This is a genomic window from Nocardioides alpinus (genome assembly GCF_900112035.1).
In the GTDB taxonomy this organism is placed as follows: Bacteria; Actinomycetota; Actinomycetes; order Propionibacteriales; family Nocardioidaceae; genus Nocardioides; species Nocardioides alpinus.
Genome location: NZ_FOKC01000001.1, coordinates 737,731 through 761,941, shown reverse-complemented (window position 1 = coordinate 761,941; position 24,211 = coordinate 737,731). Strand labels below are relative to the sequence as shown.

Sequence of the window (24,211 nt, the reverse complement as noted above, 5' to 3'; positions counted from 1 at the left end):
GGTGGTGTGACACTACTTCCATGGAGCTCCGCGACGTGCGCGCTGCTGGTGCCGTGGTGACACGCAAGGGCGGCGACGTGCTGCTCGTGCACCGCCCGAAGTACGACGACTGGTCCTTCCCCAAGGGCAAGCTCGATCCCGGCGAGCACGCGGTCACCGCCGCCGTGCGCGAGGTGGCCGAGGAGACCGGGCTCGACGTCAGGCTCGGGCCGGCGCTGGCGTCGCAGCGCTACCGGATGCTCAGCGGGCGCTGGAAGTCGGTGGAGTACTGGACGGCCCGGGTGATCGGCAGCGACGACGTCACCAGCTACCGCGTCAACGACGAGATCGATGCCGTCGAGTGGGTGGACTGGCAGGCTGCGATGCGGCGGCTGACCTACCCCTACGACCGCGACACCCTCACCGAGGCGTGGCCCCTGCGACGCAAGACCCGCGCGCTCGTCGTGCTCCGCCACGGCCGCGCCCGCTCCCGCGGGGGCTGGAAGAAGGACGACCGCAAGCGCCCTCTGGTGCAGATCGGCGACACGCAGGCCCAGCGCCTCGTGCCGCTGCTCGCGGCCTTCGACGTGACGTCGGCCCACAGCTCGTCCAGCGTGCGCTGCGTGCAGACCGTGACGCCGTACGTCGACACGACCGGCTGGCCGACCAAGCTCTACGACGAGCTCAGCGAGGAGGGCTCGTCCGCAGAGGCCGTGGTCGAGCTGGTCGACTCGCTGCTGGGCTCCGGCGAGAGCACCGTGCTGTGCACGCACCGGCCGGTGCTGCCCACAGTGCTGGACGCGCTGCGCGTGCCGGACCTGACGCTGGATCCGGGCGGGATGCTGGTGGTCCACCACCGCAAGGGCCGGATCGTCGCGACCGAGGTCCACCAGCCCTGAAGGTTCTAGAGAGCGCCGACGCGCACGTCAAGGGCGGCTGGACGAGTTCATGTGATCGTCGTCTCAGGCCCGGGTGCGCGACGCCATCCGGCCCGGTCGAGTTCACCGCGCGTTCACCGTCGGCGGCCTGCTCGTTCTCCTGACGTGCCTAGCGTCCTCATCGTCAGCACTCATCAGACTTTCAGGAGCACCCGAAGTGAACCGCACTTCCATCCGCAAGGCGCTCGCCCCCAGCGTCGCCGTCCTTGCCCTCTCGATCACCCTCACCGCCTGCGGCGCCGGCAACGAGACGACCGACTCGGGCTCGGACGACTCCTCGTCCGCCGAGACCGGCACGCTGACCGGTGAGCTCAACGGCGCCGGTGCCTCCTCGCAGGAGAAGGCCATGGAGGCGTGGTCCGTCGGCTTCCAGGGGCTCAACCCCGACGTGACCCTCAACTACAACCCGCTCGGCTCGGGTGATGGTCGTACGCAGTTCATCGAGGGTGGCACCCTCTTCGCCGGCACCGACTCGGCCTTCGACGACGAGGAGGGCGAGCTCACCGCCGCCAACGAGCGTTGTGGCACCGACATCATCCAGGTCCCGTCCTACGTCTCCCCGATCGCCGTCATGTTCAACCTCGAGGGCGTCGACTCCCTCCAGCTGGACGCTGCGACGATCGCCGGGATCTTCGACGGCAAGATCACCAGCTGGGACGACCCGGCCATCGCCGACCTCAACCCGGACGCCGACCTGCCGGCCACCGACATCTCGCCGGTCCACCGCCAGGACGACTCGGGCACCACGGAAAACTTCACCGACTACCTCTCGCAGGCCTCCGACGGCGCGTGGCCGCACGAGCCCGACGGTCTGTGGCCCGTCAAGGGTGGTCTCGCTGCGGAGGGCACCTCGGGCGTCGTCGCCGCGGTGACCAACGGCAACGGCACCATCGGCTACGCCGACGCCAGCCAGGTCGGCGAGCTCTCGGTCGTCGACGTCAAGGTCGGTGAGGAGTACGTCGCCCCCACCGCCGAGGCCGCTGCCAAGGTCGTCGCCGTCTCGCCGCCCGTCGAGGGCGCCACCGAGACCGACATGGCCGTCGAGGTCGACCGCACCACGACCGAGGCCGGTGCCTACCCCGTCATCCTGCTGTCCTACCTCGTCGCGTGCCAGACGTACGAGACGCAGGAGGACGCCGACCTCGTGAAGGCGTTCATGGAGTACGTCGTGTCGGACGAGGGCCAGGCTGCTGCCGCCGAGAACGCCGGTTCCGCGCCGCTCGACGCCGAGACGGCCACCCGTGCGCAGGACATCGTTTCCGCAATCGCTGCCGGCTGAGCATGATGGTGGCGTGAGCCTCCAGCTGTGACGTGTGCGGCGGGCCAGGTGGCTCGCCGCACACGTGTACCCGAACTGACTAGCCGAGGGACCCCCAGTTGTCTTCCACCGTGAAAGCCCCGCCACCGGGCTCAGCGCCGACCCAGACCGGTGATCGGATCTTCTCGGGCATCTCCCGGGCCGCAGGTCTCGCCATCATGGCGACTCTCGCGGGTGTCTTCATCTTCCTCACCATCGAGGGTGTGCCGGGCTTCTTCCAGGAGGAGCAGTTCTACAAGGGGGCCGGCAACTTCTGGGGCTACGTCGACCACCTCCTGTTCGGCACCGTGCTGGCCGCCACGATCGCGCTCATCGTGGCGGTCCCTCTCGCCTTCGGGATCGCTCTCGTCGTCAGCCACTACGCGCCGAAGTGGATCGCCGGCCCGGTCGCCTACGTGATCGACCTGCTCGCCGCGGTGCCCTCCGTCGTCTTCGGCCTCTGGGGCATCAACCTCTTCGCCCCCAAGATGGTGCCGATCTACGACTGGCTCAACGCGCACCTCGGATGGCTGCCGTTCTTCGAGGGTCCGGTCAACCCGGTCGGCACCACGATCCTGACGGCGGGCCTGGTCCTGGCGATCATGATCCTCCCGATCATCACCGCCATCTCGCGCGAGGTCTTCACGCAGACCCCCGTGCTCCACGAGGAGGCCGCCCTCGCCCTCGGCGCCACCCGGTGGGAGATGATCCGCCTGGCCGTCTTCCCCTACGCCAAGTCCGGCATGGTCTCGGCCGTGATGCTGGGCCTGGGCCGTGCGCTCGGCGAGACGATGGCGGTCGCCATGGTGCTCTCGGGCGGCGGCGGCATCAGCTTCAACCTGATCGCGAGCTCCAACCCGACCAGCATCGCGGCCAACATCGCCTCGCAGTACAAGGAGAACACCCCCGGCACGCTGCACGTGCTGATCGCGACCGGCCTGGTGCTGTTCCTGGTGACCTTCCTGGTCAACTTCGCCGCCCGCTGGATCGTGGCGGGCAACGACCGAAAGATGGCGCGATGAGCACCACGCTGAAACCCGCACCCGTGTCGGTCGCGAGCATCCCGCTGACGCACGGGCATCTGCCTCGCGGTGCCGAGATCCTCGTCGGTGTGGTCGCCGCGGCCGCCGCGGGACTCTTCCCGCTCCTGCTCGGGTGGGGCCTGGTCGCCTGGGTCATCGTCTCGGTGATCCTCTTCATCGTCGGGCTGACCGTCTGGTCGGCGATCGTCGAGACGCGGCGGTCGGCGACCGACCGCATGGTGACCGCGCTGGTGTGGACCGCCTTCGGCATCGCCCTCGTGCCGCTGGTGTCGCTGCTCTGGACGGTCGTCTCCAAGGGCGTGCCCGCGATCAACAGCACGTTCCTCAGCTACTCCGCCTTCAGGACGAGCCTCGACCAGCCGATCGGCATCTACCACGCGATCGTCGGCACGCTCGTGATCACCCTGTGCGCAGTGGTCATCTCGGTCCCGATCGGCATCTTCGCGGCGATCTACCTGGTGGAGTACGGCAAGGGCAACCGCCTCGCCCGTGGCATCACCTTCCTCGTCGACGTGATGACCGGCATCCCGTCGATCGTGGCCGGCCTGTTCGCGTTCTCGATGTTCACCGCGTTCTTCGGCGCCGGCTACCGGGCCGGCATCGGTGGGGCCGTGGCACTGTCGCTGCTGATGATCCCGATCGTCGTCCGTTCGACGGAGGAGATGCTGCGGCTCGTGCCCGACGACCTGCGGGAGGCGGCGTACGCCCTGGGCACGCCGAAGTGGCGCACCATCACCAAGGTCGTCCTGCGCACGTCGCTGGGCGGCATCATCACTGGCGTGACCCTGGCGACCGCGCGCATCATCGGTGAGACCGCCCCGCTGCTGCTGATCGCCGGGCTCACCACCCGCACCAACGTGAACCCCTTCGAAGGCTTCATGACCACGCTGCCGGTCTTCATCTACTCGCAGTTCCAGAAGGGCACGGCCGCGGACTTCGAGCTGGCCTGGGGAACGGCCCTCGTCCTCGTCATCATCGTGCTGCTGCTGAACATCGTGGCACGTGTCATCGGCAAGATCTTTGCGCCCAAGACCGGTCGCTGAAGGAGCTAGGAAACACTCATGGCCAAGAGCATCACCGTCGACGACCTCGACATCTACTACGGCGACTTCCTTGCCGTGCAGGGCGTCAACATGACCATCAAGGCACGCTCGGTCACCGCCTTCATCGGACCGTCCGGCTGCGGCAAGTCGACCATGCTGCGCTCGCTCAACCGCATGCACGAAGTCATCCCCGGCGCCCGCGTCGAGGGCAAGGTCATGGTGGACGGGCAGTCCCTCTACGACAACGCGGTGGACCCGGTCGCCGTACGCCGCCAGATCGGCATGGTCTTCCAGCGGCCCAACCCGTTCCCGACGATGTCGATCTACGAGAACGTCCTCGCCGGCAACCGCCTCAACGCCAAGAAGATGAAGAAGGCCGAGGCCGACGAGATCGTCGAGCGCTCGCTCAAGGGCGCCAACCTCTGGAACGAGGTCAAGGACCGCCTCGGCAAGCCCGGCATGGGTCTCTCGGGCGGGCAGCAGCAGCGCCTCTGCATCGCCCGCGCCATCGCGGTCGAGCCGCAGGTCCTGCTGATGGACGAGCCGTGCTCGGCGCTCGACCCGATCTCCACGTCGGCCATCGAGGACCTCATCCACGAGCTCAAGTCCGACTACACGATCGTGATCGTCACCCACAACATGCAGCAGGCCGCGCGCGTCTCTGACGAGACCGGCTTCTTCAACCTGAAGGCGGCCGGGCAGCCCGGCCAGCTGGTGGAGTTCAACAACACGCAGAAGATGTTCGCCAACCCGGACAACGAGTCCACCGAGGCCTACATCTCCGGTCGCTTCGGCTGACCGTCGCATCTCCGGCGCCACTGGCGCCGGTGAGCGGGGATGGGGTGGCTCGGGGTCGGGGGTCCTCGGGGCCACTCCATCCCGGTTCACGGATGCGAGTCGGGACGCCGTGGTGACGTGCGGATCGCATCGACATCTGTCAATATAGGCACATGTCGAATTCATCGTCGGGCTGCGCCCCGGGTGCTGTCGAGGGCCTCGAGTGCTGCGTGCCCCTGGCCCGGGAGCCCATCACGACCGAGCAGGCCGCCGGCGTCGCCCACATGTTGAAGGCCGTCTCCGACCCGACCCGGCTGCGCCTGCTGTCGTTGGTCCTCTCGCACGAGGGCGGGGAGGCGTGCGTCTGCGACCTGCTGCCCTACTTCGACCTCTCGCAGCCGACGATCAGCCACCACCTCAAGGTGCTCCACGACGCGGGGCTGGTCGACCGGGAGAAGAGGGGCACGTGGGTGTTCTACATCGCGCGCCCCGAGGCGATGGCGGCCCTCGGCAGCGTGTTCACCACGGCCTCTGCCGCGGCGCTGGCAGGGGCGGACGCATGAGCGACGCCACCACCTCGCACACGGACCCCGTGCTGCAGCGTCTCTCCACCCTGGACCGCTTCCTCCCGGTGTGGATCGGGGTCGCCATGGTCGCAGGGCTGCTGCTGGGTCGGCTCGTCGACGGTCTCGACGACGCCCTCGCTGCGGTCGAGGTGGGCTCGGTCTCGCTGCCGATCGCGATCGGGCTGCTGATCATGATGTACCCGGTCCTGGCCAAGGTCCGCTACGACGAGCTCGGGCACGTCACCCGTGACACCCGGATGCTCGTGACGTCGATCGTCCTCAACTGGGTGCTCGGCCCCGCGCTGATGTTCGCACTCGCCTGGCTCCTGCTGCCCGACCTGCCGGAGTACCGGACCGGACTCATCATCGTCGGGCTGGCCCGCTGCATCGCCATGGTGCTCATCTGGAACGACCTGGCGTGCGGCGACGCCGAGGCAGCCGCGATCCTGGTCGCGATCAATGCCGTCTTCCAGATCCTGGCCTTCGCGCTTCTCGGCTACTTCTACCTCCAGGTCCTGCCCGGCTGGCTGGGGCTGGAGCAGGCTGCCCTCGACGTCTCGGTCTGGGGCATCGCCAAGTCCGTGCTCGTCTTCCTCGGCATCCCGCTCCTGGCCGGGTTCCTCACCCGCACCCTCGGCGAGCGCGCCAAGGGTCGGGAGTGGTACGAGTCGACCTTCCTGCCGAGGATCGGACCGGCCGCCCTCTACGGCCTGCTCTTCACGATCGTCCTGCTCTTCGCCCTCCAGGGCGACACCATCACGAGCCAGCCGCTCGACGTGGCCCGGATCGCGATCCCGCTGCTGGCCTACTTCGTGCTGATGTGGGGTGGGTCGATGCTGCTGTCGAAGGCGATCGGCCTCGACTACCCGCGCGCCACGGCCGTCTCGTTCACGGCCGCGGGCAACAACTTCGAGCTCGCCATCGCCGTCGCCATCGGCGTCTTCGGCGTCACCTCCGGTCAGGCCCTGGCCGGGGTGGTGGGCCCCCTCATCGAGGTCCCCGCCCTCGTCGCGCTCGTCTACGTCAGCCTCTGGGCGCGCAAGTTCTTCCGAGACCCCTCCACCGACTCCCACGCCACCGACCCCTCAGGAGCGCACCGATGAGCACCGTCGCCGACACCACCTCGCCCCCGCAGGTCGTCTTCGCCTGCGTCCGCAACGGCGGTCGATCCGTGATCAGCCGCGTGCTCACCGAGCACTACGCCGGTGGCCGGGTCGTCGCCCTGTCGGCCGGCACCCAGCCGGGCGACCACATCCACCGCGAGGTGGCCGAGGTGCTGGACAAGCTCGGGCTCGACACCTCGAACGAGAAGCCGAAGGTGCTGACCCGCGAGACCGTGGCGGCCAGCGCCATGGCGATCACCCTCGGCTGCGGCGAGGAGTGCCCGTACGTCCCCGGTGTGAGGTACGTCGACTGGCCGGTGGCCGACCCCGGCGGCCAGGACGAGGAGACCGTCCTCGAGATCATCGCCGACCTCGACTCCCGGGTCCGCGGCCTGCTCGTCGAGCTCGTGCCCGACATCGAGCTCCCCCCGTCAGTCCTCGACGAGCGCTGACGCGCGGGCCGGCACTGCGCACGGAAGTGCGTTACGGCACTGCGTGCACCCCTGGTATCTAGGGACGTTTTGGCAGGCGGGACGGGCGCGATGCCCACCAGAACGTCCCTAGATACCCAGCTGTGGTGGCGCAGGCCGGTCGCGTCGAGGGCGCCGGGCTGCGCGGCGTACGTCACCGGCCGGTGCGCCCCAGCGTAACGAGCTGCGGCTCCGCAGCCGGCGCGCCGCAGCACCCGCCGCCCGCGTCGCTCACCGCGTCGGGGGCGTCGAAGGCGCCGGCGCCGTTGCACACCCCGGTCTCCGGCAGGACCAGCTCGACCCGGCCGGCGGCCTCGAGGTCTCCGTCGAGGGCGGCGATCACGGAGCGCACCTGCTCGAAGCCGGTCATCGCGAGGAACGACGGCGCGCGACCGTAGGACTTCATCCCCACCAGGTAGAGGCCGGCCTCGGGCTGGGCGAGCTCGCGGTGGCCGTGCGGAGCCACGTCCCCGCAGCTGTGGTGGTCCGGGTGGATCTGCTCGGCCAGCACGCGGGCTGCGCCCAGTGCGGGGTCGAGGTCGAGCCGGACCTCGGTGAGGAAGCCGAAGTCGGGCCGGAATCCCGTCACCACGATGACCTCGTCGACCTCGCTGACCTGCTGGCCGTCGATCGAGGTGAGGGTCAGTCGACCGTCGGCGCCCGCAGCGACGGACTCGGTGCGGAAGTGCGTCACCTGGGTCACGCGTCCACCGGTCGCCGCCGCCCTTGCGTCCTGCCCGAGCTTGCCGCGCTGCTCGAGCTGGTCGTTGTCGCCGCCGCCGAACGCGTCACCCACGGACGGGCGCCGCAGCAACCACGAGACGTGGGTGTCGGGATGCGCCTCGGCGAGCCGGGCGAGCCCGATGAGGACCCCCTGTGCGGACGCTCCCCGGCCAGCGACAGCGACGTGCTTGCCGGCGTACGTCTCTGCGACGGCGGGGTCGCGGAGGTCCGGGATCCCGTAGGTGATGCGGTCGGCGTGCTCGGTCTCGCCCAGGGCGGCGTAGCCGTCGGCGCCCAGCGGGTTGGGGCGGGTCCACGTGCCGGAGGCGTCGACGACCGCGCTGCCGAGCAACCGCTCGGGACCCGACGGGCCGTCGACGTGGACGGCGAACGGGACGTCGTCGCGACCCGGGTCGACCATGAGGTCGCGGCCCGAACGGCCGACGCCGACCACGCGCGATCCGTAGCGGACCGCCCCGCCGCGCGTGGCGTCGAGCAGGTCGGCCAACGGCTTCAAGTAGGCCGAGCGCCAGTCGTGGCCCGTGGGGTAGGTGGCCTCGTCGGGCGCCGCCCAACCCGTGGCCTCGAGGAGTCGTCGCGCGGCAGGGTCGATGAGCTCGGACCACGAGGAGAAGAGGCGTACGTGGGCCCACTCGCCGACTGCGGCACCCGCGTCCGGACCGGCCTCCAGGACGAGGAAGTCCAGTCCGCGCTCGGCGGCGTGGGCGGCCGCGGCCAGGCCGATGGGACCGGCTCCGATGATGATCACGGGGTGCGGCACGACGTACTCCTCGAGCTCGGGGACAATTCATCGACATCTGTCGATGAACTGACTGTATCGATCCGTATCGATGAAGGCAAGGTATCCTCGGGTCCATGACCTCCACTGACCAGGTTCCGGTCCCTTCGCGTACGTCGTCGGCGCTGGCCCAGGGCGACGCGGAGAACTACGCGGAGTGGTTCGCCGTGCTGGCCGACCCGACGCGGGTGCGCCTGCTCCACACGCTGTCCACGTCCGCCTCGGGCGCGATGCGTGTCGGGGACCTCGCTGCTGCGCTCGGCGTCAGCCAGTCCACCTGCTCGCACCACGTCGAGCTGCTGCGCAAGGTCGGGTTCGTCGTGGTCGACAAGGTCGGCACCGCGAGCCTCGTCTCCGTCAATGCCGCCTGCTGCACGGGCCTCCCGCACGCGGCCGACGTCGTGATGGGGACCCTGTCCTCGCCGCCGTGCTGTCCCGAGGACCTGCCGGCCGACGTGACCACACGGCCCGTCACCGATGCGGACATGGCGTCCGTGCTCGACATCTACGCCGAGGGCCTCGCCACCCGCAACGCCACCTTCGAGACGCGGGTGCCGACGGCAGGTGACATGCGGTCGCGGTGGTTGCCCGACCTGGCCTGGGTGGCCGAGATCGACGGACAGGTCGTCGGCTGGACCGCCATCACACCGGTGTCGGCGCGCGAGTGCTACGCCGGTGTCGGGGAGTCCTCGGTCTACGTCGCCGCAGCAGCGCGCGGACGCGGCGTGGGCAAGGCGCTGCTGTTCACCCAGGTCACCGAGGCCGACCGTTCGGGGCTCTGGACCCTCCAGACGTCGATCTTCCCCGAGAACCGCGCCAGCCTGGCGCTGCACCGTTCAGCCGGCTATCGCACCCTGGCGGTGCGCACCCGCATCGCCCAGCTCGACGGTGTGTGGCGCGACACGGTGCTCCTCGAGCGCCGCAGCGAGGTGGACGTACCCGTTCGCTGACACCGTTCGGTGCCGGGTCCGCTGGCTTGCCGCGGTATCTAGGGACATTGCGGGGGGTCGAGCCGGGTCATGGCCCACCGAAACGTCCCTAGGTATCCAGGGTGGCGGGGGTGGGGCGAGCCACCAGCAGTCCACAGGTCGCCATTTCTCGGAGCTCGCCTGCCTTTGTGGAGGCAGGCGGTCGGCTGTCAGCTTCTCCCTCGATGCTCGGCGAATGACCGGGGACGGATGGACACAAGGGGCGTGGCCGTTGCACGGGTTCGGGCCGAGGGAAGGACTCCAGCCAGGTCTTGTGTGGCCTGCGCGTCGCGGGACGGATGAGGGCCCGACCGAGTGGGAGACGAGGTCAGGCGCTCACCGGCGGGTCGGCGGCGGGCTGTGGGTGGTGTCGACGGTGGAGCGGCATGCCAAGCAACGGATCGTCGAGGCCGCCGCGCGGCTCCCTGCGCACGGAGCGGTCACCGGATGGGCAGGACTGTGCTGGCTCGATGCACGGTGGTTCGACGGCACCGACGCTCGGCTCGTCCCGCTCCCCGTCACCCTCGCGCTCGGGTGCAGGCATTCGCTGAGGCCCGACGATCGCATCCGGGTCAGTCAGGAACTCGTGCCAGCCGGAGACATCTGCCGAGTGCGTGGCGTCCGGGTCACCAGCCCGCTGTGGAGCGTCGCCTTCGAGATGCGCAAGGCCCGCACGGACGAGGATGCCCTCGTCGCGTTCGAGATGGCCGCCTACAACGATCTCGTCTCGGTGGCCGAGCTGTCCGACTTCGTCGATCGGGCCCTCTGGATCAGGCAGGGTATGCAGCGCATCCGCGACCTTCTTCCGCACCTCGAGGAGAACAGCTGGTCGCCCGTGGAGCCGGTGATGCGACGGACCTGGGAAGGCGGGGGCTTCGGCAGGCCACGGGCCAACTTCCCGGTGTTCGATCTGGGTGGGCGGTTCGTCGGCACGCCGGACCTGCTCGACGTGGAGGCGGGCGTCCTCGGGCTCTACGACGGCGCGCTGCACCTGGCGGGTGAGGTACGTCACGGCGACGTGGCGAAGGAAGCGGCCTACCGGGCCGTCGGGCTCGACGGGGTCACGATGATGGCCGGAGACCTCGCAGATCGCGGTGCGTTCCTCCAGCGACTGCGGGAGGCGTACGCCCGCGCGGAGCGCCGCAACGTCGCTGACCGGCTGTGGTTCCCGGGCACGCCGGCCTGGTGGACGCCCACCTTCACGGTCGAGCAGCGGCGTGCGCTGTCGGCGTACGACAGCAACCGCCTGCTGAGGTACCGCCGAGCGTCCTGACCCCGCCCTGGCGCACGGTCCGGACAGCTCCGCCGTGCATGCGAGGTATCTAGGGACGTCCTGGTGGTCCGCCACCTCGTTTCGCCCACCACAATGTCCCTAGATATCGGGTCCGACCGGTGGGGCAGACGCTGACAGCGCTCGGCGGGTCCTCAGGGGAGGAAGATGTGGGCCACCCAGTAGCAGACCGCAGCGACCAGCGCGGCCGCCGGGAAGGTCAGCACCCAGGCGGTCAGGATCGACTTGGCCACGCCCCAGCGGACCGCGGAGAGGCGCTTGGTGGCGCCCACGCCCATGACCGCCGAAGTGATGGTGTGGGTGGTCGAGATCGGCGCCTCGAAGACGTACGCCGTGGTGTAGAGGACCGAGGCCGCCACGGACTCGGCCGCGAAGCCGCGGGCCGGGTCGAGGTGGATGATGCGGCGCCCCAGGGTGCGCATGATGCGCCAGCCGCCGGACCAGGTGCCGAGCGAGATGGCGGTCGCGGCTGAGACGATCACCCAGAGCGGCAGGTCGTCGGACGCGGAGACGTACCCCCCGGTCAGCAGGGCCAGGAAGATCACGCCCATCGTCTTCTGCGCGTCCTGGAGGCCGTGGCCGAGCGCCATCGCTGCCGCCGACACCGACTGGGCGACCTTGAAGCCGCGGTTGGCGCGGGCGGGGTTGGCGTTGCGGAAGGCCCACATGATCCCGATCATCACGGCGAAACCGAGGCTGAACGCCACCACGGGCGAGATGAACATCGGGAGGACGACCTTCTCCAGCACGACGTCCCAGTTGGCGGTCGCACCTGCGGCCACCGCGGCGCCGACGAGCCCTCCGATCAGCGCGTGCGAGGAGGACGACGGCAGGCCGTAGTACCAGGTGATCAGGTTCCAGGTGATGGCGCCGAGCAGGCCGCACATCACGATCACCAGACCGTGTGTCCCGGTGCCGGGATCGATCGTCTCGGACACGGTCTGGGCGACCTTCTGGCCCAGGAAGGCGCCGACGAAGTTCATGACGGCAGCCATCGCCAGGGCCACGCGGGGCTTGAGCGCCCCGGTGGACACCGACGTGGCGATCGCGTTGGCGGCGTCGTGGAAACCGTTGGTGTAGTCGAACACCAGAGCCACGACGACGACCGCGATGATGATCGCGAGTTCCATCAGGAGCTGCTCCGGGCAGGCATCGGGAGGGCGTCAGCACTCATCCTTCAGGACTCCTTGACGGCGATCTGCTCCACGATGTTGGCGACCTTCTCGAACGCGTCGATCGCCCCCTCGAGGGACTCGACGATGTCCTTCAGCTTCATGACCTCGAGTGCCTCGAGCTCGCCGCTGAAGAGGTTGGCCAGGATGCGCCGGTAGGACTTGTCGCCGGTGTTCTCGAGGCGGTTGATCTCGATCCAGTACTCGTCGAGCGAGCCCATCGACTCCAGCGACGGCATCGCCGCGGCGGTGAGCTCGGCGCAGCGCTGCAGCACCTCGATCTGCTGGGTCGACTCCGGCGGAAGGGAGGTGACCTCGTACAGCAGGATCAGGTCGACGGCCTCGTCCATCATGTCCATCACGTCGTCGAGCGCCGACGCGAGGGAGTAGATGTCCTCGCGGTCGAACGGGGTGACGAAGGTGCTGTTCACCCGCCGGATGATCGAGTGCGTGGTCTCGTCGGCGGCGTGCTCGGCCTCGCGCATGCGCTGGGCGACCTCCGCCCGAGAACCGCCGGTGGCCAGCATCTCGCTGAGGAGCTGTGCTCCGATGACGAGGTGACCGGCTGCCTCACTGAAGAGGTCGTAGAACGAGCTGTCGACAGGGCGGAACTTCAAACGCACGGTGAACTCCGAACGGGGGGCGGATGAACCGGGATCATGCTAGGGGGTGAGCGGCTCAACGACGCAACCGCGAGCCCCCAGCTCCGCCCGGCGTGATCCCCGCCGCAGGCGCTTCAGCGGCGTCGACGACGCTGGCGCCCGATCAGCTCGTCCTGCAGGTGCCGCTCGCCGTGGTGCAGGCGCCACTCGCCGTCGGAGTCGAGCTCCCACGCGGTCGTGGCCGGGTCGAGGGCGAGGTCCAGAAGGTCGCTGACCTCCTCGACGACGTGCGGGTCGCGCAGGCGTACGAGCACCTCCACCCGACGGTCCAGGTTGCGGTGCATCATGTCGGCCGAACCGATCCACGCGGCCGGCTCACCACCGTTCTCGAACCAGAAGAGCCGGCTGTGCTCGAGGAAGCGACCCAGGATCGAGCGCACGCGCACGGTCTCCGACAGGCCGGGCACGCCGGGGCGCAGGGAGCAGATGCCGCGGATCAGCAGCTCGACGCGTACGCCGGCCTGCGAGGCGACGTAGAGGGCATCGATCACGGCCTCGTCGACCACCGAGTTCGCCTTGATCCGGATCCCGGAGCCGCGGCCGGCCTGGTGGTGGGCGATCTCCTGGTGGATCTGGGCGATGAGCCCGTCGCGCACGTTGTCCGGGGCCACCAGCAGGTGGTCGTAGGTCTTGTTGCGGCTGATCCCCGACAGGTTGTTGAACAGGAGCGCGACGTCCTCGCCGATCTCGGGGTCGGCGGTCAGCAGGCCGAGGTCCTCGTAGAGACGGGCGGTCTTGGGGTTGTAGTTGCCGGTGCCGAGGTGGACGTAGCGGCGGATGCCCTCGGGCTCGTCGCGCACCACCATCGACAGCTTGCAGTGGGTCTTGAGCCCGACCAGGCCGTAGACGACGTGGCAGCCCGCGTGCTCGAGCTTGCGGGCCCAGCGGATGTTGGCCTGCTCGTCGAAGCGCGCCTTGATCTCCACGATCACCAGGACCTGCTTGCCGGCCTGGGCGGCGTCGATGAGCGCCTCGATGATCGGGCTGTCGCCGGAGGTGCGGTAGAGCGTCTGCTTGATCGCGAGCACGTGCTTGTCGGCGGCGGCCTGCTCGAGGAAGCGCTGGACCGAGGTGGCGAAGGAGTCGTAGGGGTGGTGCAGCAGCACGTCGTGGCGCGACACCGAGTCGAAGACGTCGACGGGGGAGGCCGACTCGACCTCGGCCAGGCTCGGGTGCGTCGACGGGAGGAAGGCGGCGTACTTCAGGTCGTCTCGCGGCAGGTCGGCGATGGAGTGCAGCCCGGTGAGGTCCAGCGGGCCGGGGAGCGACACGACCTCGTCGCGACCCACCCCGAGCTCCGAGACCAGCAGGTCGAGGACCTTCGGGTCGATCGACTCCTCGACCTCGAGTCGCACAGGGGCGCCGAACCGACGGCGGAGGAGCTCCTTCTCGAGCGCCTTCAGCAGGTTCTCGGCGTCGTCCTCCTCGACCTCGAGGTCCTCGTTGCGGGTGACCCGGAAGGTGTGCGCGCCGAGCACCTCCATACCGGGGAAGAGCTTCTTGAGGTGCTCGCCGATGACGTCCTCGATGGGGACGAAGCGCTGGTTGCCGAGTCCGACGAAGCGCCCGAAGGTCGGCGGCACCTTGACCCGCGCGAAGTGCTCGGTGCCGGTCTTGGGGTGGCGTACGACGACGGCGAGGTTGAGCGAGAGGCCGGAGATGTAGGGGAACGGGTGCGCGGGGTCGACCGCGAGGGGAGTGAGGACGGGGAAGATCCGGTCCTTGAAGAGCTTCTTGCAGACCTTCTGCTCCTCGCGGTCCAGCTCGGACCAGCGGACGATCTCGATGCCCTGGCTGCCGAGCTCGGGGAGCAGGTCGGCCAGCGCCCGGGCGTGGCGCTCCATCAGGTCGCGACAGCTGGCCCAGAGCTGCTCCAGCTGCGCCCGAGGCATCAGCCCGCTGGCAGCGCGGACGGCGACCCCGGCATCGATGCGGCGCTTGAGGCCCGCGACGCGGACCATGAAGAACTCGTCGAGGTTGCTGGCGAAGATGGCGAGGAACCGGGCCCGCTCCAGCAGCGGGAGCCGCGGGTCCTCGGCGAGCTCGAGCACCCTCTGGTTGAAGCGGACCCAGGAGATCTCCCGGTCGATGAAGCGGTCGTCGAACTTCTCCACGGCCTCGATCTGCGCCGCGTCGGGCGTGTAGGGCGGCTCGACGTCGAAGGTGTCGGTCGGGTGGCCGAACGGCTCCGAGACGGGACCTTCCTCGACCGACGACGAGACAGCGCTGGTGAGGGTGGCCGGATCCGTCATGGGGCCAGTGTGGCACCGGAAGGTGAACGTCGGATGACCGAAGTCGTCAGTAGACGAGCGCCTGTACGCCGTCGCCGAGGACGAGCTCGGCGAACACCGCCGCCCCGGCGATCGTGACGCCCTCGCGGAGATCGGCGGCGACGATCCCGCGACGAGCCGCGCACTGGGAGCAGACCGTGACGTAGCCGGTCTCCAGGACCACGCCCATCAGCTGGTCGAGCGGGGTGGCGAGGGCGAGCTCGAACTCCTCGGCACGGCCCGCGACGCCGTACCAGGCGGCCTCCCCGGTGAGCCAGAGCGAGACGTCCGCGCCCGACGCCGCACCGGCCGCCGCGACGGTGAACGCCTGGTTGCAGCGCTCGGCGTCCTCGGCCCCGCAGGTGACCTTGACGACCAGTGATCGAGCCATCCGCCCAGACTAGAGTGAGGCCATGCCTTTCGAGCTGCCGGACAACCTGCACCCCAACTGCGGCCCCGTGGCGTGGCTGCTGGGCACGTGGCGCGGCAACGGCCACGGCGCCTACCCGACGATCGAGTCGTTCGAGTTCGGCCAGGAGCTGATCTTCACCCACGACGGTCGCCCGTTCTTCCACTACATGGCGCGTGCCTGGGTCGTCGACGCCGACGGCGAGTTCGTCCGGGACGCGGCGATGGAGAGCGGTTTCCTGCGCTGCCCCGAGCCGGGCAAGGTCGAGTTCCTCCTCGCGCACAACACCGGCTTCGCGGAGGTCTGGTACGGCGCGGCCGACGCCGGCAAGGTCGAGATGCACACCGCCGGTGTCTCCTTCACCGAGACCGCCAAGGAGGTCAACGCCGGCTCGCGGATGTACGGCAACGTGGACGGCGACCTCCTCTATGCCTACGACATGGCCGCGGTGGGCCAGGAGCTCCAGCCGCACACGTGGGCCCGGTTGCAACGAGCATGAGCGACGACCTCGCCACCCGTCTGCGCGAGCAGGGGCTGCGGCTCACGCCCCAGCGCCAGCTGATCCTTCGGGCTGTCGAGGAGCTCGGTCACGCGACCCCCGACGAGGTGCTCGCCCAGGTGCGCAGCCAGGTGAGCTCGGTCAACCCCTCCACCGTCTACCGCACGCTCGAGGTCCTCGAGGAGCTCGGGCTGGTGCGCCACACGCACCTCAGTGACCGCGCGCCGACCTACCACTCGACCACCGAGCACGAGCACGTCCACGTGGTGTGCCGGCGCTGTCACGCCGTACGTTCCTACGACGCCGACGCGGTGGCTCCGCTGGTCGCGGCGCTCGGCGCGGACGGCTTCACGGTCGACATCGGCCACCTCGCGGTCTTCGGGGAGTGCGCGGACTGCTCCGCCACGGCAGCTGCCACTCCACCGCCGACCTAGACTCGACCCATGCAGTCCCCCCTCCTCGCCCTGCCCGGGGCCGTCGCCGGCGACGGCATCGACGCGACCGTGGCGGCGCACTACGGCTCCTTCAACACCGAGCAGCGCAGCCTGGCGTCGGGTGAGGGGTTCGTCGACCTGTCCCACCGCGACGTGCTGAGGATCGCCGGTCCGGACCGGCTGTCGTGGCTGCACAACCTCACCACCCAGTTCTTCGACGGCCTGGCCCCCGGCGCGTGGACGCAGGCGCTCGTCCTGAGCCCCCAGGGTCACGTCGAGCACGCCTTCGCCGGCGTCGACGACGGCGAGTCCTTCACCGCCCACACCGAGCCCGGCGCTGGAGCGGCACTGGTGGAGTGGCTCGAGCGGATGAAGTTCATGACCCGCGTGGAGGTCTCGCTCCTCGACGACCTCGCCGTGATGTGGCGCCCGGGCGACGCCCAGTCCCACGTGGCGGGCCGCTACGACCTCGTGCCCCGCGACCGTCTCGAGGCGTACGCCGACGCTGCCGGTCCGGCGTGCGGCCTGTGGGCCTACGAGGCGCTGCGGATCGAGCGTGGCGAGCCTCGCTTCGGCCTCGACACCGACCACCGCACGATTCCCAACGAGGTCGGCTGGATCGGGCCTGCGGTGCACCTCGACAAGGGCTGCTACCGCGGGCAGGAGACGGTCGCGCGGGTCCACACGCTGGGCCGTCCTCCGCGACGGCTCGTGATGCTGCACCTCGACGGGACCGAGAACCGGCTCCCGCCCGCGGGTTCGCCCGTGTCCCTCGAGGGCCGCGACATCGGCTTCGTCGGGGCCAGCGCACGGCACCACGAGCTCGGTCCGATCGCGCTCGCCCTGGTGAAGCGCAACGTCCCGGTCGACGCCACCTTGCTGGTCGACGAGATGCCGGCCGCGCAGGAGGTCATCGTCGACCCCGAGGTCGGGCTGCACGTACGCCCGCTGCGCTGAAGCTGTCTGCCGCTGGTCGAGCAGCGCGCGCAGCTTGCGTGTCGAGACTGAGGCCCACTGGTGCCCTTGGTTTCGACTCGGGCTCGTTCCTCGCCCGGCTCAACCGGCGGGGCTCAACCGGCGGTGGTGGGGGAGCGGTACTGCACGTGGGTGTCGACGTCCGCGTGGGTGAACCCGAGCCGTGAGTAGACCGCCACGGCCGGGGCGTTGTCGGACTCGACGTAGAGCAGCACCTCGTCGACCCCCAGCCCGGTCAGGTGGTGCAGGCCCGCGAGGGTGAGGACGCGACCGAGCCCGCGCCCCTGCGCCCCGGGCGCGACGCCGACGACGTACACCTCCCCGAGCTGTGCATCGTGCTGCTTGGTCCAGTGGAACCCGAGGATCCCCGAGTCGTCCTCGGCGACGAGCAGGCCGGCCGGGTCGAACCACGGCTCGGCCATCCGGCGGGCGAGGTTGTCCTCGTCCATCGCGCCCTGCTCGGGGTGGTGGGCGAAGGCGGCGGCATTGACCGCCACGACCGCGGCGGCGTCGGTGTCGCGGTAGGACCGGATCGTCACACCGTCCGGCACCTCGAGCGGCGCCAGCGGCAGGTCCGTGGGGCGCCGCATCACCCACAGGTCGCGCACCCGCTCCCAGCCGTACGCCTCGGCGAGCCGCACGGCGGCGGGGTGGTGGCCGTGCGACCAGGCCGTCAGCTGCCCGTCGTACGACGTCTGCTGCAGGAGCGCGGTCGCGACCCCCTGGCGGCGGTGGTCGGGGTGCACGGCGAGGCTGAGGTCGCCGTCGTGCAGGACCGCGAACCCGCCGTCGCGGACCGCGACGGCCGCGACGCCGTCGGCCAGCGCGATGCGCGCGGCCTCGTCGAGCGGCGAGGCGCCGTCGGCGGCCTCCGCCGCGTCGGCGATCCGGATGACCTCGACGACCTCGTCCACGTCGCCGACCCTAACCCCCATCAACCCCGATCAACCCCGATCAAACCCGTCTCCCGAGGCCATCAGTGGGGAAGATCGTGCCTGACATGTCACGACTTGCTTCCCCAGTCCTCGCAGCCCGGGCGTCCACACGAGTGGGGCGTGCCCGTCCAGCCCCGGGCCCGGAACAGGACAGCCAGCCTCGAGGCGGTCCGGCACGGTGTGGTGAAGACCTGCCGGTAGCGCAACCGGGGCGTCACCAGGCCGCGGGCGAGGTCGTCGAGGTCCCGGTCGGCGTCGTCGTCGCGGGCCTCGGCCTCGTCGTGCAGCCGTCCGTCGAGCTCGACGTGCAGGTCCACGTCCGCGTGCGCGACGTCGCGGTACTGCCGACCGGACTCGCTCACCACCACCTGCTGCGACGTGGGCTCGGGCAGCCCGTGCGGACGCAGCACCCGGTCGGGGTAGCCGTGCTCGAGCACGCTGTGCGTCCCGTTCTCGAGGTCGTCGACCAGGGCGGTGAGCAACGTACGCCGACGCAGCCGGCCGCCGAGGCCAGGGCCGAGATGGCCGCGAGCTCGTCGGCAGCCAGGTGCGCCGCCTCCACGGCGGCAACCTCCAGTCGCACGCGCGGCGGCGAGAGGTTCCACCGGACGAGGTCGTCCAGCCCGCGCACCCGGTGGACGACGATCCCGTGGCGCGGCGCGACGCGCCGGCTCCTGTCCACCGCGACGTGGATCGGGCCGCTCGGGGGCGGACCCTGGCTCGGGTGGTGCAGCGCGCTCTCGACGTGCAGCGCCGAGCGCCCGGCGTACAGGATCGCCGCCCAGCTGCGCTGGGACCACGTCGGCGTCCCCGTGTGGGTCAGGTAGACGCCGGGATGGACGACGACGAGCTCGCGCCGACGCAGGAGCGTGTCGATGTGGGCCTGGGTGATGCCGGCGTCGCGGAGCTGGCGACGCGCGACAACGCGGTCCTGCTGGGCGAGGAGGGTGCGGACGGCGTCGAGTCGCATGACGTACGTCTGCCCGGACCGGCGGCAGCCGACGCCAGGTCCGAGCTGCCTGTGGACAACCTGGCCACGACGACAACGGGGAAGATCGTCATCGACATGTCACGACCAGCTTCCCCGATCCTGACCACGACGAGGCCTCAGGCGTCGGACGTCGACCGCGACGGGCTGGTCTGCTCGTCGGCGTCCTTGTCGCGCGTCGGCACCACGAAGCGGTAGCCGACGTTGCGGACGGTGCCGATGTGGTGCTCGTGCTCGGTGCCGAGCTTGGCGCGCAGGCGGCGTACGTGGACGTCGACGGTGCGGGTGCCGCCGAAGTAGTCGTAGCCCCACACCTCCTGCAGCAGCTGCTCGCGGCTGAAGACGCGGCCGGGGTGCTGGGCGAGGTACTTGAGGAGCTCGAACTCCTTGTAGGTCAGGTCGAGCGGCCGGCCGCCGATGCGGGCGGTGTAGGTCGCGTCGTCGACCACGACCTCGCCGCGGTGGATCACGTGGGCCGACGGGTCGTCGGGGGAGGAGGCGCTCGATCGGCCGATGGCCAGGCGGATGCGGGCGTCGAGCTCGGCCGGTCCGCAGGTGTGCAGCACGACGTCGTCCATGCCCCAGTCGTGGGCGACGACGGCGAGACCACCTTCGGTGACCACGAGCAGCACGGGGGCGTCCGCCCCGGTGGTGCGGATCAGGCGGCACAGGTCACGCGCGGCCGCGAGGTCCTGTCGACCGTCGACGAGGACCAGGTCGGCCTCGGGTGCGTCGAGCAGGGCACTGCCCTGTGCGGGCAGGATCTTGATGGTGTGCGACAGCAGCGCGAGCCCGGGAAGGACCTCGGCGGACGGCTGGAGCGCGCTCGTGAGGAGCAACAGTGCACTCATGGCCGGGCCCTCCTCCTCTGCCGGGGATGAGCAAGGATATCCCGCATGGACGACGCAGGCGGGCGAGATCAGGCTCATGAGACGGTCACCGTGCGCTACTGGGCCGGCGCACGCGCCGCGGCCGGCACCCCCGAGGACGTCTTCGAGGTCGAGGCCGAGGTGACCCTGGCGGCGCTGGTGGCCAGGGTGCTCGCGCTCCACCCGGACGACCGGATGGCCCGGACGGTGGCCGTCTGCTCCGTGCTCGTCGGCGACCAGCCGGTCCGCTCCCAGGACCCCGCGACCGTCCTCGTCGCTCCGGGCTCGGTGGTCGAGCTGTTGCCTCCTTTTGCTGGAGGCTGAGCACAAAGTCGGCGAATGAGGTAGAACTGCGTTTCGACGGGCCTCCTACGGGGGATGGCCTGCATGTCGCTGCACGTGCGTGCCGACATGAGTCCAAGGGGGACAACAGCATGATGAGTACACACGGGGGAGCCTTCGTGCGCCTCGTCGCGGGTGGCGCAGCCGCCGCGACGGCGATCGCAGGCTTCACGATCGGGCTGGCAGCGCCGGCCCACGCAGTCACGGTCGGCGTCACGACGACGCTCACCGACCCCGCCGGCAACGGCATCGACGGCTATGTAGCGGCCTACGCCCTGCAGGCCGACGGGTTCTACGACTTCACCCGGAGCGCGGAGGTCGCCGACGGCCTCGTCGCCATCGACCTGGAGCCGGGCACCTACAAGTTCGCCTTCCAGGACGACGACAACCTCTACGCGTTCGAGTACTACAACGACAAGCAGACCTTCGAGGAGGCCGAGGCGGTCGCGGTCAACGGTCCGCTCGCCCTCTCCCCGGTGGCGCTCGCAGCGCGTGCGACCCTCGCCGGTCAGGTCGTGTCCCCCACGGGCAAGCCGATCGAGGACGCCTCGATCCAGATCTACAACGCCGCTGACGACACGTTCGAGACGTCGGCCCGCACCAAGGCCGACGGCACCTGGGCCGCTGGCGTGGACGCCGGCTCCTACAAGGCCTACTTCGCGGCCAGCGGCTACGCGTTCGAGTACTACAGCAACAAGCCGACCCTCGCCACCGCCGACGTCGTCGGCGCCGGCGCCAACCTGGGACAGGTGACCCTGTCGCGCGGCAGCGTCGTCCAGGGCGGCATCGTCAGCGCCGCGGGCGCTCCGCTTGAGCGGGCGCAGGCCACGATCTACACGGCCGGAGGCTCGCAGGTCGGCAGCGACCTCACCGACGCCACGGGCAACTACCGCATCGAGGGCGTCGCTCCGGGCAGCTACACCGTCCAGTTCACCGACCCGGTCGGCGAGTACCTCTCCGAGTGGAACGCCGACAAGGCCGACCGCGCGACGGCCGACGCCGTCGAGGTCGGGGTCGACGCCGTCGTCTCCGTCAACGCCGCGCTCGCCCCCGACCCGGAGGCAGCGATCGACCCCAACTCCGTGGACGTCTCCGGTGTCGTCACCGACTCCTCGGGCGCCGTCGTCATCGGTGCCCGCGTGGACGCGTACGACACCCCCGCTGACGCCGACAAGCCGGACGTGACCGACTCGGTCCGGACCAACCGCTCCGGCGCGTACTACTTCACCGACCTGTCGGACACCTCGGAGACCACCTTCAAGGTCCAGGCCACCGACACGCTGCCGCGCGAAGAGGGTCAGTACGACCGCATCGACCGCTGGTTCGGCGGATCGCAGACGTACGAGATCGCCTCTCCGGTCACCAAGCCGGCCGGCAGCGTGAACATCGCGCTGCCCCTCACCGGTGGCATCAGCGGGACGATCACCTCGGAGTCGGCCCTCACGGTCGAGAACACGATCGTGCGGTTCTTCGACGAGCAGGGCAACCCCCTCGACGAGACCCAGGCCTTCACCGAGGACGACGGCACCTACCTCAGCACCAACCTGGTGCCGGGCACCTACAAGGTCCAGTTCATCGACTTCAACGCGACGAGCTTCTTCGGTGGAGCGGGCGACATCCGTGCCCACGCCCCGGAGTGGTACGACAACACCTCGTTCACCAAGGCGAAGGAGATCACCGTCAAGAGCGGTGAGACCGTCACCGGCATCGACGCTGCGCTGTCCCAGGACCTGCGTGCCTTCCGCAACCCGGAGATCAACGGCAAGCCCTACCTCGGCGGCAAGGTCCGCGCCTACCCCGGCGTCTGGTCCCTCGACAGCGGCACCACCTACCGCTACGAGTGGCTGATCGGTGACACGGTCGTCGGCACCGGCGACAGCTACCGGGTGACCAAGTCGGCCAAGAACAAGCGGGTCACCCTGCGCGTGACGGCCGAGAACGACACCCTCAAGGGCGTCGCCCTGGTCTCCAGCCAGGTCATCAAGAAGAAGCCCAAGGCCAAGGTCAGCGTCAAGGGCAAGAAGGCCACCGTCCTGGTCTCGGCCAAGAAGGTGAAGGCCAAGAAGTTCAAGGGCTCGGTCATCGCCAAGAAGATCGTCGACACCGACGAGTACGGCGCGCCGGTCTACAAGAAGATCGGGAAGGCCAAGCTGCGCAACGGCAAGGCCACGCTCACGCTGAAGAAGATCACCAAGGGCAAGAACAAGGTCGTCTTCTTCATCACGCTCAAGGGTGGCAAGTACGGCAACGCTGAGGTCTCCAAGACCATCAAGGTCAAGAAGCGCTGACGCACGACCCACAGTGAAGGGCCCCGCGAAGCACTGCTTCGCGGGGCCCTTCCTCGTCACGGGGGCGGGGAACATTCGCGGTGGCGGGGGACGTTGGGGTCTCCATGAGCACCGGAGCCTGGATCGCCCTCGCCGCTGTCGTGGTCGCGCTGGGCCTCGGGCTGTGGCGGGCCAGCACCGACGGCCGCTTCCGCGGCACCCACGTCGTACGCCGTCCCGCGCAACCGCTGGTCGAGGAGGACGCCCCGGCTCCCGTCACGCGACCTCTCGGTGCCGAGCTCGTGGCCACCGTCGGTCACACCCTGGGGGAGCGGGCCACGCTGCTCCAGTTCTCCAGCGCCTTCTGTGCGCCGTGCCGCGCGACCCGTCGGGTGCTCGACGAGGTCACCGGGCTGGTCGAGGGGGTGGCCCACGTCGAGGTCGACGCCGAGCACCACCTCGAGGCGACGCGGGCCTTCGGCATCCTGCGCACGCCCACGACCGTCGTCCTCGACGCGTCGGGCACCGAGGTCACCCGGGCCACCGGGGCGCCCACGCGCGACCAGGTGCTGAGCGCGCTGGCGCAGGCGGGATCTCACGATATGGATGCAGGGACCGCATCGTGAGACGAGACGGTGGTGGCCGGCGGGCAGCCCCTACTGTCGTCGTCATGTCCTCGACCATGCTCACCAAGCGCCGCGCAGTGGATCACTGCCGCGTGCGCTCGGCGCTGTGTCGAATGTCCTGACGGGTCCTCCGCTACTTCTGTTCTAAGTCCATGAGGTTACTGGACTAAAGGTGGAACCCGTGCGCTGCGCACCCTTCCAGCGCGCCCGGCGACCTGCCGGGCCCGACCATTCCCCAGGAGCGACATGTCCACCACCCTTCCCGACCACGACGCCGACACGCGTCGTACGTCTGCCGGCGCGGCGAGCCCCCGCGAGGGCGGCATCGACCCGCGCGGACCGCAGCTCGCCGCCGCGCTCACCGCTGTCGTCCTGGTCGCCGTGCTGCTGCTCCCGTCGCCGGTCAACGCGGTGCTCCTCGCCGCACAGGCCGTGCTCTTCGCGATCGGGGCGGTGCGCGGGGTGCAGTCCACGCCGCACGCCTGGCTGTTCCGCACGCTCGTGCGGCCACGGCTGGCGCCGCCGACGGAGTGGGAGGACCCGGAACCGCCGCGGTTCGCCCAGGCGGTGGGCCTCGGCTTCGCGGTCCTCGGGCTGGTCGCCTTCGCGGCCGGTGCCACGGTGCTCGGCCAGGTCGCCGTCGGGGCTGCGCTCGTCGCGGCCCTCCTCAACGCGGTCTTCGCCTTCTGCCTGGGATGCGAGGTCTACCTGCTTCTCCGTCGGGCGAGCGCCTGACGACTCGGTCTCGACACCGCGACCGCGCGCC

26 protein-coding genes are annotated in these 24,211 nt (G+C 70.0%); 17 read left to right on the top strand and 9 right to left on the bottom strand.

The window, feature by feature from the left end:
• Positions 1–20: 20 nt before the first annotated feature.
• The 8 genes from BM127_RS03675 to BM127_RS03640 all read left to right on the top strand — a co-directional run bounded on the left by BM127_RS03675 (position 21) and on the right by BM127_RS03640 (position 7,198).
• Positions 21–878 (top strand): NUDIX hydrolase, encoded by an 858-nt coding sequence (locus BM127_RS03675; protein WP_091194483.1) that lies wholly within the window; start codon positions 21–23, stop codon positions 876–878.
• A 196-nt stretch (positions 879–1,074) separates the two neighbouring features.
• Positions 1,075–2,196 (top strand): phosphate ABC transporter substrate-binding protein PstS, encoded by a 1,122-nt coding sequence (gene pstS, locus BM127_RS03670; RefSeq protein WP_091194480.1) that lies wholly within the window; start codon positions 1,075–1,077, stop codon positions 2,194–2,196.
• Between the two features lie 110 nt (positions 2,197–2,306).
• Positions 2,307–3,236 carry a phosphate ABC transporter permease subunit PstC gene (pstC, locus tag BM127_RS03665; protein WP_244889151.1) on the top strand — a complete coding sequence of 310 codons (930 nt, stop codon included), beginning with the start codon at positions 2,307–2,309 and terminating at the stop codon, positions 3,234–3,236.
• The gene (gene pstA / locus BM127_RS03660; RefSeq protein WP_091194476.1) at positions 3,233–4,300 is read left to right on the top strand and encodes a phosphate ABC transporter permease PstA; all 1,068 of its coding nucleotides are present in this window, start codon (positions 3,233–3,235) and stop codon (positions 4,298–4,300) included. The genes pstC and pstA overlap by 4 nt, the downstream gene beginning before the upstream one ends.
• Positions 4,301–4,318: 18 nt before the next feature.
• Positions 4,319–5,098 carry a phosphate ABC transporter ATP-binding protein PstB gene (gene pstB / locus BM127_RS03655; protein WP_091194472.1) on the top strand — a complete coding sequence of 260 codons (780 nt, stop codon included), beginning with the start codon at positions 4,319–4,321 and terminating at the stop codon, positions 5,096–5,098.
• A gap of 152 nt (positions 5,099–5,250) precedes the next feature.
• On the top strand, positions 5,251–5,640 hold the full coding sequence (locus BM127_RS03650) for an ArsR/SmtB family transcription factor (RefSeq protein ID WP_091194450.1): 390 nt from the start codon (positions 5,251–5,253) through the stop codon (positions 5,638–5,640).
• The gene (gene arsB, locus BM127_RS03645) at positions 5,637–6,746 is read left to right on the top strand and encodes an ACR3 family arsenite efflux transporter (RefSeq protein ID WP_091194336.1); all 1,110 of its coding nucleotides are present in this window, start codon (positions 5,637–5,639) and stop codon (positions 6,744–6,746) included. Before BM127_RS03650 ends, arsB begins: the two co-directional genes overlap by 4 nt.
• A complete protein-coding gene (locus BM127_RS03640) occupies positions 6,743–7,198 on the top strand; it encodes an arsenate-mycothiol transferase ArsC (protein WP_091194334.1) in 456 nt (151 codons plus the stop codon). The genes arsB and BM127_RS03640 overlap by 4 nt, the downstream gene beginning before the upstream one ends.
• A gap of 172 nt (positions 7,199–7,370) precedes the next feature.
• On the opposite strand, the gene BM127_RS03635 is transcribed toward BM127_RS03640, so the two are convergent.
• Positions 7,371–8,720 carry an FAD-dependent oxidoreductase gene (locus BM127_RS03635; protein WP_231263093.1) on the bottom strand — a complete coding sequence of 450 codons (1,350 nt, stop codon included), beginning with the start codon at positions 8,718–8,720 and terminating at the stop codon, positions 7,371–7,373.
• A 95-nt stretch (positions 8,721–8,815) separates the two neighbouring features.
• Here BM127_RS03635 and BM127_RS03630 point away from each other — a divergent pair, with 95 nt between their 5' ends.
• Both BM127_RS03630 and BM127_RS03625 read left to right on the top strand, forming a co-directional pair.
• Complete coding sequence (locus BM127_RS03630) at positions 8,816–9,688, top strand: helix-turn-helix domain-containing GNAT family N-acetyltransferase (protein WP_091194329.1); 873 nt, start codon at positions 8,816–8,818, stop codon at positions 9,686–9,688.
• 628 nt (positions 9,689–10,316) lie between these two features.
• The gene (locus BM127_RS03625) at positions 10,317–10,979 is read left to right on the top strand and encodes a hypothetical protein (protein WP_139227624.1); all 663 of its coding nucleotides are present in this window, start codon (positions 10,317–10,319) and stop codon (positions 10,977–10,979) included.
• A gap of 152 nt (positions 10,980–11,131) precedes the next feature.
• Here the strand turns inward: BM127_RS03625 and BM127_RS03620 are convergent, their stop codons facing one another.
• The 4 genes from BM127_RS03620 to BM127_RS03605 all read right to left on the bottom strand — a co-directional run bounded on the left by BM127_RS03620 (position 11,132) and on the right by BM127_RS03605 (position 15,492).
• Positions 11,132–12,127: an inorganic phosphate transporter gene (locus BM127_RS03620; protein ID WP_091194324.1), complete on the bottom strand. Its 996-nt coding sequence runs from the start codon at positions 12,125–12,127 to the stop codon at positions 11,132–11,134.
• Between the two features lie 47 nt (positions 12,128–12,174).
• On the bottom strand, positions 12,175–12,792 hold the full coding sequence (locus tag BM127_RS03615) for a DUF47 domain-containing protein (RefSeq protein WP_091194320.1): 618 nt from the start codon (positions 12,790–12,792) through the stop codon (positions 12,175–12,177).
• Between the two features lie 113 nt (positions 12,793–12,905).
• Positions 12,906–15,083 carry an RNA degradosome polyphosphate kinase gene (locus tag BM127_RS03610; RefSeq protein WP_091194319.1) on the bottom strand — a complete coding sequence of 726 codons (2,178 nt, stop codon included), beginning with the start codon at positions 15,081–15,083 and terminating at the stop codon, positions 12,906–12,908.
• A gap of 46 nt (positions 15,084–15,129) precedes the next feature.
• Positions 15,130–15,492, bottom strand: coding sequence for a DsrE family protein (locus BM127_RS03605; RefSeq protein ID WP_091194316.1), 363 nt, complete (start codon positions 15,490–15,492; stop codon positions 15,130–15,132).
• A 22-nt stretch (positions 15,493–15,514) separates the two neighbouring features.
• Between BM127_RS03605 and BM127_RS03600 the strand changes: the two genes are divergently transcribed.
• Genes BM127_RS03600 through ygfZ form a run of 3 tightly spaced genes read left to right on the top strand, consistent with a single transcriptional unit; the run spans position 15,515 to position 17,400 of the window.
• Positions 15,515–16,009 (top strand): heme-binding beta-barrel domain-containing protein, encoded by a 495-nt coding sequence (locus tag BM127_RS03600; protein ID WP_091194313.1) that lies wholly within the window; start codon positions 15,515–15,517, stop codon positions 16,007–16,009.
• Complete coding sequence (locus BM127_RS03595; RefSeq protein ID WP_091194312.1) at positions 16,006–16,443, top strand: Fur family transcriptional regulator; 438 nt, start codon at positions 16,006–16,008, stop codon at positions 16,441–16,443. Before BM127_RS03600 ends, BM127_RS03595 begins: the two co-directional genes overlap by 4 nt.
• A 9-nt stretch (positions 16,444–16,452) precedes the next feature.
• Positions 16,453–17,400, top strand: coding sequence for a CAF17-like 4Fe-4S cluster assembly/insertion protein YgfZ (ygfZ, locus tag BM127_RS03590; protein WP_091194310.1), 948 nt, complete (start codon positions 16,453–16,455; stop codon positions 17,398–17,400).
• Positions 17,401–17,513: 113 nt separating this feature from the next.
• Here the strand turns inward: ygfZ and mshD are convergent, their stop codons facing one another.
• The 4 genes from mshD to BM127_RS03570 all read right to left on the bottom strand — a co-directional run bounded on the left by mshD (position 17,514) and on the right by BM127_RS03570 (position 20,192).
• Positions 17,514–18,332 (bottom strand): mycothiol synthase, encoded by an 819-nt coding sequence (gene mshD / locus BM127_RS03585; RefSeq protein WP_231263094.1) that lies wholly within the window; start codon positions 18,330–18,332, stop codon positions 17,514–17,516.
• Positions 18,333–18,421: 89 nt separating this feature from the next.
• The gene (locus BM127_RS03580; protein ID WP_139227622.1) at positions 18,422–18,715 is read right to left on the bottom strand and encodes a hypothetical protein; all 294 of its coding nucleotides are present in this window, start codon (positions 18,713–18,715) and stop codon (positions 18,422–18,424) included.
• Positions 18,712–19,323 carry a type IV toxin-antitoxin system AbiEi family antitoxin domain-containing protein gene (locus BM127_RS03575; protein WP_091194302.1) on the bottom strand — a complete coding sequence of 204 codons (612 nt, stop codon included), beginning with the start codon at positions 19,321–19,323 and terminating at the stop codon, positions 18,712–18,714. Before BM127_RS03575 ends, BM127_RS03580 begins: the two co-directional genes overlap by 4 nt.
• 137 nt (positions 19,324–19,460) lie before the next feature.
• Positions 19,461–20,192: a winged helix-turn-helix transcriptional regulator gene (locus tag BM127_RS03570; RefSeq protein WP_091194300.1), complete on the bottom strand. Its 732-nt coding sequence runs from the start codon at positions 20,190–20,192 to the stop codon at positions 19,461–19,463.
• Positions 20,193–20,237: 45 nt separating this feature from the next.
• On the opposite strand from BM127_RS03570, the gene BM127_RS03565 reads away from it, so the two are divergent.
• The 4 genes from BM127_RS03565 to BM127_RS03550 all read left to right on the top strand — a co-directional run bounded on the left by BM127_RS03565 (position 20,238) and on the right by BM127_RS03550 (position 24,180).
• The gene (locus tag BM127_RS03565; protein WP_091194297.1) at positions 20,238–20,534 is read left to right on the top strand and encodes a MoaD/ThiS family protein; all 297 of its coding nucleotides are present in this window, start codon (positions 20,238–20,240) and stop codon (positions 20,532–20,534) included.
• Between the two features lie 110 nt (positions 20,535–20,644).
• Positions 20,645–22,840 carry a carboxypeptidase-like regulatory domain-containing protein gene (locus BM127_RS03560; RefSeq protein WP_091194294.1) on the top strand — a complete coding sequence of 732 codons (2,196 nt, stop codon included), beginning with the start codon at positions 20,645–20,647 and terminating at the stop codon, positions 22,838–22,840.
• Between the two features lie 104 nt (positions 22,841–22,944).
• Positions 22,945–23,445, top strand: a complete 501-nt coding sequence (locus BM127_RS03555) for a TlpA family protein disulfide reductase (protein WP_091194291.1) — start codon at positions 22,945–22,947, stop codon at positions 23,443–23,445.
• A 246-nt stretch (positions 23,446–23,691) separates the two neighbouring features.
• Positions 23,692–24,180, top strand: a complete 489-nt coding sequence (locus tag BM127_RS03550) for a DUF4395 domain-containing protein (protein WP_091194289.1) — start codon at positions 23,692–23,694, stop codon at positions 24,178–24,180.
• Positions 24,181–24,211 lie beyond the last annotated feature (31 nt).

Coding starts and splice junctions, on each gene's coding strand:
- BM127_RS03555 (WP_091194291.1), top strand. CDS start 22,945: ATGAGCACCGGAGCCTGGATCGCCCTCGCCGCTGTCGTGGTCGCGCTG.
- BM127_RS03560 (WP_091194294.1), top strand. CDS start 20,645: ATGATGAGTACACACGGGGGAGCCTTCGTGCGCCTCGTCGCGGGTGGC.
- arsB (WP_091194336.1), top strand. CDS start 5,637: ATGAGCGACGCCACCACCTCGCACACGGACCCCGTGCTGCAGCGTCTC.
- BM127_RS03610 (WP_091194319.1), bottom strand. CDS start 15,083: ATGACGGATCCGGCCACCCTCACCAGCGCTGTCTCGTCGTCGGTCGAG.
- BM127_RS03650 (WP_091194450.1), top strand. CDS start 5,251: ATGTCGAATTCATCGTCGGGCTGCGCCCCGGGTGCTGTCGAGGGCCTC.
- BM127_RS03675 (WP_091194483.1), top strand. CDS start 21: ATGGAGCTCCGCGACGTGCGCGCTGCTGGTGCCGTGGTGACACGCAAG.
- BM127_RS03570 (WP_091194300.1), bottom strand. CDS start 20,192: ATGAGTGCACTGTTGCTCCTCACGAGCGCGCTCCAGCCGTCCGCCGAG.
- BM127_RS03575 (WP_091194302.1), bottom strand. CDS start 19,323: ATGCGACTCGACGCCGTCCGCACCCTCCTCGCCCAGCAGGACCGCGTT.
- BM127_RS03595 (WP_091194312.1), top strand. CDS start 16,006: ATGAGCGACGACCTCGCCACCCGTCTGCGCGAGCAGGGGCTGCGGCTC.
- BM127_RS03620 (WP_091194324.1), bottom strand. CDS start 12,127: ATGGAACTCGCGATCATCATCGCGGTCGTCGTCGTGGCTCTGGTGTTC.
- BM127_RS03640 (WP_091194334.1), top strand. CDS start 6,743: ATGAGCACCGTCGCCGACACCACCTCGCCCCCGCAGGTCGTCTTCGCC.
- pstB (WP_091194472.1), top strand. CDS start 4,319: ATGGCCAAGAGCATCACCGTCGACGACCTCGACATCTACTACGGCGAC.
- pstA (WP_091194476.1), top strand. CDS start 3,233: ATGAGCACCACGCTGAAACCCGCACCCGTGTCGGTCGCGAGCATCCCG.
- BM127_RS03600 (WP_091194313.1), top strand. CDS start 15,515: ATGCCTTTCGAGCTGCCGGACAACCTGCACCCCAACTGCGGCCCCGTG.
- BM127_RS03630 (WP_091194329.1), top strand. CDS start 8,816: ATGACCTCCACTGACCAGGTTCCGGTCCCTTCGCGTACGTCGTCGGCG.
- BM127_RS03605 (WP_091194316.1), bottom strand. CDS start 15,492: ATGGCTCGATCACTGGTCGTCAAGGTCACCTGCGGGGCCGAGGACGCC.
- BM127_RS03565 (WP_091194297.1), top strand. CDS start 20,238: ATGGACGACGCAGGCGGGCGAGATCAGGCTCATGAGACGGTCACCGTG.
- BM127_RS03550 (WP_091194289.1), top strand. CDS start 23,692: ATGTCCACCACCCTTCCCGACCACGACGCCGACACGCGTCGTACGTCT.
- ygfZ (WP_091194310.1), top strand. CDS start 16,453: ATGCAGTCCCCCCTCCTCGCCCTGCCCGGGGCCGTCGCCGGCGACGGC.